Source organism: Nocardioides alpinus (assembly GCF_900112035.1).
GTDB lineage: Bacteria > Actinomycetota > Actinomycetes > Propionibacteriales > Nocardioidaceae > Nocardioides > Nocardioides alpinus.
On record NZ_FOKC01000016.1, the window covers coordinates 66,591 to 75,383 of the forward strand.

7 protein-coding genes are annotated in these 8,793 nt (G+C 62.9%); 5 read left to right on the top strand and 2 right to left on the bottom strand.

The features are described from left to right. Positions 1 to 36 precede the first annotated feature (36 nt). The 3 genes from BM127_RS20935 (at position 37) to BM127_RS20945 (ending at position 3,386) form a co-directional block, all read left to right on the top strand. Positions 37 to 1,263, top strand: coding sequence for a serine hydrolase domain-containing protein (locus tag BM127_RS20935; RefSeq protein ID WP_091201929.1), 1,227 nt, complete (start codon positions 37 to 39; stop codon positions 1,261 to 1,263). A 691-nt stretch (positions 1,264 to 1,954) separates the two neighbouring features. Continuing rightward, positions 1,955 to 2,155 carry a helix-turn-helix transcriptional regulator gene (locus BM127_RS20940; protein WP_091201935.1) on the top strand — a complete coding sequence of 67 codons (201 nt, stop codon included), beginning with the start codon at positions 1,955 to 1,957 and terminating at the stop codon, positions 2,153 to 2,155. Further along, positions 2,148 to 3,386: a tyrosine-type recombinase/integrase gene (locus tag BM127_RS20945; RefSeq protein ID WP_091201937.1), complete on the top strand. Its 1,239-nt coding sequence runs from the start codon at positions 2,148 to 2,150 to the stop codon at positions 3,384 to 3,386. The genes BM127_RS20940 and BM127_RS20945 overlap by 8 nt, the downstream gene beginning before the upstream one ends. A gap of 489 nt (positions 3,387 to 3,875) precedes the next feature. On the opposite strand, the gene BM127_RS20950 is transcribed toward BM127_RS20945, so the two are convergent. Together BM127_RS20950 and BM127_RS20955 are read right to left on the bottom strand one after the other, a co-directional pair. Beyond that, entirely contained in the window at positions 3,876 to 5,021 is a 1,146-nt protein-coding gene (locus tag BM127_RS20950; RefSeq protein WP_101228969.1) for a DUF262 domain-containing protein, read from the bottom strand. Next, positions 5,018 to 5,800, bottom strand: a complete 783-nt coding sequence (locus tag BM127_RS20955) for an FRG domain-containing protein (protein WP_139227827.1) — start codon at positions 5,798 to 5,800, stop codon at positions 5,018 to 5,020. Before BM127_RS20955 ends, BM127_RS20950 begins: the two co-directional genes overlap by 4 nt. Before the next feature lie 400 nt (positions 5,801 to 6,200). Here BM127_RS20955 and BM127_RS20960 point away from each other — a divergent pair, with 400 nt between their 5' ends. Further along, on the top strand, positions 6,201 to 7,445 hold the full coding sequence (locus BM127_RS20960) for an ATP-binding protein (protein ID WP_139227828.1): 1,245 nt from the start codon (positions 6,201 to 6,203) through the stop codon (positions 7,443 to 7,445). 131 nt (positions 7,446 to 7,576) lie between these two features. After that, on the top strand, positions 7,577 to 8,793 hold a 1,217-nt coding region (locus BM127_RS22445; RefSeq protein ID WP_420811367.1), incomplete at its 3' end, for a DUF6414 family protein.

An 8,793-nucleotide genomic window follows, 5' to 3' on the forward strand; every position in this document is an offset into this window, starting at 1 on the left:
TCACCGCAGACCCACGACACCTCACAAGGAGCGCCCATGACCCCCGCCATCGCTGGTCACCACGACGAAGCATTCGCCGGAGTGATAGGTGCCTTCCGCAGTCACCTCGTGAGCACGCCCTACGGAGGAGCGGCTCTCGCCATCTACGTGGACGGGCAGCTCGTCGTTGACGTCTGGGGTGGGATGGCCGACGTCGTCAGGGGGAGGACGTGGGAGCGCAACACCTTGGCACTGGCGTTTTCGGTAAGCAAGAGCGTCACGGCTATCACAGTTCTGCACCTGGTCGAGGACGAGCTGCTGACGCTCGATGAGCCGGTAGGAACGTACTGGCCAGAGTTTGCCGAACACGGCAAGGCCGAGATCACCTTGCGGCAGGTGCTCGCGCATCGGGCTGGCGTCCCTCTCGTAGATGCGCCTCTTACTCGGGAGCAAGTCATCGACGGCGGTCCTGTGCTGCGAGCACTCGAGGCGCAGGCACCCCTCTGGGCCCCAGGAGGGGCGCACGCCTATCACGCCATCACCGTCGGTCACATCGCTGCAGAAGTAGTTCGCCGCGTGACCGGACGACCGTTCGGCGAGGTCTTCCGCGAGCGGATCGCCGACCCACTCGGGCTGGACGTATGGATTGGCCTTCCTCCATCCGAGCATGCCCGCGTGGCGTTGACCTTGCCCAGCGATCCCACGACCATTTCGTACGAGCTGGTCCAAGCACTTCAGACCATGAACTCCGAGGACCCTAGGCCCCTCCGCGCGCTGACCCTCAATGGGGCACTCGGAATCCCGGTGCCTGGACTCGTCACAGAGAACTCGATGAACGATCCCGCGTTCTGGGCCGCAGAGCTGCCTGCCGCCAACGGCATCGGCACCGCCCGAAGCTTCGCGAAGCTCCACGCGGCCTTGGTCTCCAACGTGGGGGACGGTCGTGCCGATGACAGTCAGGGCGCGGAGGGCCCGAAGGTGGGACTCAGCGTCAAGACGCTGGACGACGCCACGCGGGTCCAGACTGAAGGTCAGCCGGTGCTGGGCCCGCCGCTCGCCGCCTTCCCGAGATGGGGGACCGGGCTCATGCTCTCCTCCGTCGTGCGGCCGATGCTCGGACCTTCGAGCTTCGGCCACGACGGCGCGGCCGGCGCCTTGGTCTTCGCGGACCGAGACGCGCGAGTCGGGTTCGCCTTCCTGCCGAGTGTAATGGGTCCCATCCCGGAGGAACGTGTCACGCCGATCGTCGAGGAACTTCGCCGCGTCCTCCTCTCTCGACAGTGACCGATGGCCGGGGGCGCGCGGGGTAGCCCCCTAGTCCCAAGAAGTGGCTGAAGTAGCCTGACGGCGCACCTACAAGGGCAATTTGTTGGCTGTTTCTGACGAGCGATGGTATCTGCCCCCGCGAGGCGTGGCTGTGGCCGGCGAGCAAGCCCACTTGAGCAAAGTCTCCATCCGAGGCAGGGCCTGCTACTGCATCGGGGACCTAGGCCTGAGCCGCTACGCGCCATCTCGGGGCCGAAGCCAAACCAACCGTGAACGTCCTCGTCAGCGGCGCGACGATACGCACTGTGTCCCAGGTGTGTCCGCCAAACAACGAGCGCGCAATTGATGGAAACTGGAAGCTGCGCGAGAAACACAAAGCCGCAGGTCAGCGGGTGTGACCTGCGGCTTTTCTGTTTGCGCGCCTGTAGGGATTCGAACCCCAAACCTTCTGAGGCCAAAATGGTCATTGTGGAGCGCCCGGAGACGAGCACCAAAACCGCGTCTGACCTGCGGAAACAGTGACTTGGGGCTGGGTGGCTCTGGACTGATTCGGAGTCGTTTGGAGGGGGGTTTGTGCCGAGTAAATGTCAAGCATGATGGCTGGATGGTCCGCTCAACGACAGCCTCCTGGCGGGTAGGTGCCTGGCACTCCACCCCGCTCCAGAGGTGTGGCCGGGTCTCCTCGGGGAGCCGTGCCCACCTAGTAGCCATGACCACCACACCCACCCACTCCGGACTCGAGCGACTCCTCACCATTGCCGAGCTGTCCGACTACCTGGGCATCCCCGTCGCCACGCTGTACGACTGGCGCGTCGACGGGGTCGGCCCCCAAGCGGTCAAGCTCGGCCGCGCCCTGCGTTATCCCGAGTCATGCGTCCGCACGTGGCTCGAGGAGAAGCTCCATGGTTAGGCCCATCCAGCCGCTTGGCACCTACGGCGTGATCACCGTCAGACGCACGAAGCATGGGTACGTCGCCAGCGCCCGCTTTCGGGAGCTGACCGGTGCCTACCGGCGTGTGAGCGCCAGTGGCCCAACCGCCACCACCGCGGAGAACGAGCTCAAGTCGAAGATCGCCGCCGGGCTTCCGTCGACGGCCGAGGGAGATCTCAACGGCCAGACCAAGCTCTCGGTGGTGGCCGACGTCTGGCTCGACGAGATCGAGCAACGCCAGGAGCAGGCGCCCCAGACGATCGAGGTCTACCGCGACATCGTCCGGCGGATCATCCTGCCGGCGGTGGGCGAGCTGCGGCTCAACGAGCTCACGGTTGGCACCCTCGACCGCTTCCTCAAGGCAGAGGCCGCCCGTGGCAACTCCCGCGGACGAGCCGCCCGCGTCGTACTCGCTCAGATCATCGACCTTGCGGTCCGCCACGACGCCTTGCCGCGGAACCCGGTGCGCTCCACCGCGCCGCTGCGCCGGTCGCGGTCGGAGATCCGATCGCTGACACTCGACGAGCTGGCCGAGATCCGCCGCATCGTTCGCTCGCATCGAACCGATTCCGGGCTTCCCGGCCCGCCCCCGGATGGTCAGCTCGCCCAGCTGTTTGAGCTCATGCTTGGCACGTCAGCGCGAATCGGCGAGGCCCTGGCGGTCCGCCGCTGCGACGTGGACCTCGATGCCGCGCAACCACTCGTCACGATCACGGGCACGATCGTCTACGTCCGCGGCCAGGGCTTCCTGCGCCAGCCGCACCCCAAGCACTCGAAGTACTGGCGCACCGTCACCGTCCCGAGCTTCACCGCCGACGCGCTCCGCGACCGCCTCGCCGCGACCGGCGAGATGGACCCCGAGCAGACGATCTTCCACACCAAGGCCGGCGCGCCCCTGAGTCCCGCCAACGTTCGTCGCCTCTGGCGATCGATCCGCGACGCCAACGCGGACCTGTTGCCCGAGGGCATGGACCTCGCAACGGTCGTTCCTCACACGCTTCGCAAGACCGTTGCCACCACGCTCGACGCGGCGGCCGGCACGGACCTAGCCGCCGAACTCCTTGGTCACTCGTCGACTGCCGTGACCCGCGCGCACTACGTCCAGCCGAGGAAGCTGGTCGACCCGAGGACGGCGCAGATTCTCGAATCGCTTCGACCACCGGAGCCTGACGAATCCGGTCCAGGTTCAGGTCAGGGCCTCGGGCTCTGAGGATCACATGCTGCCGGCCGGCATGACCGCTCGCGCCTTCGATGCGGAGACTCAACTGTGCCCCGACCTTGGCGCGAGTCTCTAGTAGCCCAGAATGGGACATCGCGAGGTCGGAGAATTCGCGTGCGTCGCCCATGCGCCCTCGCGTCTTCAGCCTCGGCCGCTTGCGTGGCTCCCGGACGAACTCCCGCACAACCTCGGAGCAGGGTCGTAGCCCGAAGGTGCTTCTCGAGTAAGTCGGCAGCGCGGGTAGCAGCCGCGAGCGCAATTAGCGAGCTGCGGCCTCGGAGACCTGGTCAATCCCGTAGGCCGTGCTTGAGCCTCCAATACGAAGCTAGGAACGACTCTGCAACCTGGGACCCAGCAGCTGACCCTCGCCGATGCCGGTCCGACGACTGGCTGATCCGAAGTTCGAGCGTTGGAACAGGGACCAACTGACAACATATGCGTCAGCGGGTCGCCACCCCCACGTCCACTAGCGACCTGCGGTCAGCGGAGTTTGAGGTCGCCCACAATGTAGCGGTAAAGGATGGTGGCTTTGCGGCTGAAGTAGGACCCCGTGGTCGAACCCTGAATCGGCGCTGCGAAGTCCAACGCCTCAACCTGGTCATCGCTGAGATCCTCTTCAGGCAATCCGCGTAGAGATGCAAGCTCCTCTGCGAAACGCTCAAACGGCTGGCGCGCTGGAAGCGATGAGCCTTTCGTCATTAGTTCTTGGATGACTAGATAGTGAGCTGTGTAGCTGTTGACAGTCGACAGGAGCGAGTCACCGGGGTGGAAGGTGTCGTTCATTGCCTTCAGGACGGGAACCGTTTGACTCAACAGAGAATCCAATCGACCGCGCACCTGAGCCTCTTGTGGGGCATTCCACGTCTGTCCTAGAGCGGGACGAAAGGATGCCGCGAAGTCGTCCAGGGCTCGCTTCTTCAAGTCTGGGACTTCGTACACGCTTGCCCCAACGTCCGCTAGATACAGCAGACGGATTAGTAGGTCCTCGTGCGTGCGTCGCTTACTTCTGAACCGAGCCGCCCGGAAGATCTCCTCTTCGTGAATGAGTGGCAACACCACCTCTCGGAGAAGTGCTCCGCGACTCCGCTTCTCTGCCGATGTGAGTGGCACCCCCTCATTGAGCCGAAAGAACAGTTCTTCGATGACGTCGGGATCCTCGGTTTCAACGATCGTCACGGGAAAGTGGTAATCAAGGTACCGGTACGCCAAGGACGTCGAGTACTGCTTCAGCTCCCCGAAACGCATGCCCGCATACCGCGAGGGCGGAAGGGCGAGCTCCTCGGTAAGTGCTGGCTGCGCTTCTTCGACCTCTTCCAGGAGGCGAAAGTCTGAGGATAGGCCGTACCCGTCGTTAGCGAATCCAGTCAGCGCCTCCAACCGTTGCCTGCCATCGATGACGGCATAGGTTGATGCCACGTCGTCTACGAACTCTGGAGGCTGCAGTCGGTGGAGGTATAGAGGAGGGACGTCGAAGCCGTTCAGGATGCTGTCGATGAACAGCTGCTGTCGGTCCCTAGTCCAGATGCCCCCCTCGCGCTGGTATCCCGGGTCGAGCTGAAACACCTGAATGGAGCGGAGGAGTTCCGCGACGGTCCAAGAGACGCGCTTTATCATTATATGGCTCACGAGAACATTCCCTTGACGCGATCCCCTAGGCGATAGAGGTCGGGATAAATGATCCGCTCCTCAATTCCCAAGGATTTCATTTCGTCCAGCAAGTCGGCCTTTGAGTCCGCCGTAACGGATACCCGGCGTAAAAATGTCGAGGCTTGATCGTAATCTTCGAGCGCAAGCACCTGATCTGTCACAGTGAAGGTTCCCCACTGGTTCACAATTCGGGGGAAGTTGCGAACGGCAATAGCGGCGATTGGGTGCCTCGGCTCCTGCGGCGGTGGCCGGTTTGGCAGCGGGAATGGATGGTATTTGTCGAATGTTGAATCCACGCCGATCATGGGCAAGTCCTCCGCATGAATCCCGGTCCAGCTTCCAACCGCCTTGTTCATGGCCGTCGGGAGCAGGACCCAGACGTCGCCATTCGGAGGCGCGACACCTTCTACCGGCGACTTCTGTGGCTCACAGGCGAAATACAATGCCACAAGGGCATTCTCGGTCCAGTCGAGAAGTCTCGTCGGGACATGGTGGTGTTGCGCTAAGAACAGCCACTCCCATGGGCTACTCGGCGCGTCCGCCAACATGCTCTGCGCGTCTTGCATGAAGCGTTTCAGCATCACGCTCTCGTTCGCGCGGAACCTTTCTTCTCGGATGGCCGAGGCTGAGAGGCGGTAGCTGTCACTCGCGTGCCCACGGAACCAGAAGGGCCGCGGCAGTCCGGACGCCCCGCTACCCATGACTCGCAAAGTGCTGGCGTACTCCGCGACCGATGTCACTTCTGCAATCGGCTCCACGCATCCCCCAACCTAGTGACTATGCCAAGGGGATGCTGTCACATTGCATGCAGCGCAGCGCGGTATGTGCGTCCCAGAGGCGGACCCGGACTGGTTCGCCGCCGTTGGGGGATCTACGGGCGGCCCGTCGAGTGTCGACCGGGGGCAGCGCATCTTGACCGGCGCCATCATCAACACCTCCCTGCGAGCAGTCGTCACGCAGTCGGATGCATCGGCGTGCATCATTCCGCCGCGGGGCGGGCGCAGCCGAACTTCCTTGGCCCCAACCCGCGATGCAGGGGTGATGCGGGTCGCCGCGCAAGCACGGGTTGAAACCTGCGGGAGTCCGCGTGCCCCGAGGTTCACACATTGTGTTCCTTGATCTGAACGCCGTCATTGCCTGCGGTTAGCCTCCCTAGGTGTGAGCACCACAGGAAGCGAGAGCAATCTCAGTTACGGCTCCATCTTGCGAGTTCGGCGGGTAGATGACGCGGCGGGTCGGGTCTGGTTTGACCGTCGCGATGGAGCCTCCGGATGGTTCAGCCGCTCGTTGTTAGATGACGTCGAGGCGGGCCAGATTCTCTACGTTCCAAACGAAGTTGACGAAGACGATCCCGTCAGACTTCTGTCTGAGGAAGACTGGCTCATTCGCGGCGGTGACGTAGCGACCGTCAGCCTGATCAGCGAGGACGGGGCGACGGCCGTCCTGGACGTGAACGGTAGGCATCAAACCTTCGCACAGCGGGTCGAGATGCCATTCGTCAAAGGTCAGACGATTGCTGTCGATGCCGATGGTCGGCCGGGAGCGGTACTTAGCAGCAAACCTGTCGATCGGTTCGGACGCGGGGACGATGAGGTCGATCCAGAGTCATTCCTCGTTGACCCGGGGGGCGTGTCGCTAGCCGACTTTGGCGGGTCGCGCGCGCTGGTGGAGCGAGCGATCGAGCTCGCTCAAGTCGCCCTTGATCCTCAGCAACGACTCGAGCAGCTCGGCGTGAATTCCGTGAAGGGGATGCTCTTCAGCGGGCCATCGGGCACCGGTAAGACGCACTTGGCGCGCGTGCTGAGCGAGGTGCTTGGGACGAGGTTTTATCTAGTCGACGGGCCCGAGATCATCAACAAGTGGGTGGGCGAGAGCGAACAGCGGCTTCGTGAGTTGTTTCGGCATGCCGAGGACCATGCACCAGCAATCATCTTCTTCGACGAGCTCGACAGCATCGTGGCTAGCCGTGGAGATGATGCTCCGGAATATGCGAGCCGTTTCGTCGGTCAGTTTCTAACCGTCTTGGACGGGTTCCAAGCCAGCCGAGGAGTGCTCGTAATTGCCGCCACAAATCTGCCGGGGGCTCTCGACACCGCCCTGCTTCGCCCCGGTCGGCTTACGTTCAAGCTCGAGTTCAACGGTCACCCGAGCCCTGATGACCGGCTGAGGATCCTGCAAGCTTCTGCTCGCGGTGTTCGAGGCGCCCAGCATGCCGACTGGCCGCTCTTGGTCGAGGCGACAGATGGGTGGAGTGCGGCTGAACTCGCCATGATCTGGACTGAGGCAGGCGTGCTGGCCGTCTTGGACGAGCGCCTTGAGCTCTGCGGGGAGGATGTCATGGGTGGGCTCGCGCGAGCTGCTCGCAATCGCGAAGTGTCACGGCGCCAGGGGGAGCAACAGTGAGTCCGATCGCTTATGCAAAGGTGCCCTTTAGCGCCATCAGACGTGCTTGGCGGACGCGATTGCGGACGCGAGAGTGGGAGCACAAGCGCCGTGAGTTCGTGTACCTCGACGAGACCAGTGTTACTAGCCTTATGGCCGCTCGGCATGGCGCAATATCTGAGTCATTCAAGGACACCCTGAGTGCCACCACCTCGTCCGAAACGGGTACGTCAGTAGCGGCCCCATCCACCCCTGCCGTTCCTAGCGTGGGGATCTCGACGCGATCGGCATCGTCTCGAACGACGTCACAGGAGGTAGTGCGACGTGCTGTGGTCCAAGGGACGTTTCGTGCCCTGCGAATCGGTGACACTGATCTGAGGGTCTCGGTCGAAGATCAGCCAAAGCGTCCCAAGCCGGCGGCTGTCGACACTGCGAAGGATCTGGCGTCACACCTCGTCAGGCTTGAGGCGCAACATCGCGCAGTTCGTACTCAAGACCTGCTTCGCGGAGACGTGCTTGAAGTCCAGGTCGAACTAAGCCCCGAGTGGAGTTACCAGTTCACCGCGGCCGTCTCTTCGATGATCGACCTTGTCGAGGGGAGGGCGGCAGAATTTGGCATCGAGGAGAGCACCGTTGTTGAGGTACAGCGTTTGCTTGAACTCGTGTCACGCCTCCTCGTGGATCTCGTCCCCATTCAAGCTCGCGTGACTAGTCACCGTCTCGTCGTGGTTGACACAGTGTCCTGGCTGGTTGACGCGTCGATGATTAGCGATGGCAGCGTGCTCGATCGCGAGGCAGAGGAGGTACAACTAGCTGGCGTGACAGAGCTGCCGCTCTATTGGAAGGACGTTCGCAGGGTCCTATTCGCGGGCTCGACGTATTCCGTCTATGCCCGGATTGCCAGGCCCGGGATTCAGACATCATGGTCACCGGTGAAACTTGCCGATGTGTTCGATCGCTTCCTCCCTGAGGTTGGCGACCAGCTTCGCCAACTTCCACATCTGTTCGACGGTGTCGGAGACGTCGCGGATGCGATCGAGTCCACTTCAGTGTCGGATGTCTTCCTCGAGAAGGGCCTAGTGCCGTTTGGACGCGACCTCGCCAGACTCGCCTCCCGAAACATCTCCGAAGAACTTCTGCTCGAAGTTGCTACCGAAGCTGCTCGGTCTTTGAGCACACTCGAAGAGCTTCAAGACGTCGGCATTCTCCGTCGCGCCTTTGAGGAAGTGGTCGCGGCGGTGGAGGCGTCCGATTCAATTGAGGAACGGATCGAGACGGTGGAACTAACCGAGCCGACCGAGCCGACCGAGCCGACCGAGCCGACCGAGCCGACCGAGCCGCCCGAGCCGACCGAGCCGCCCGAGCCGAC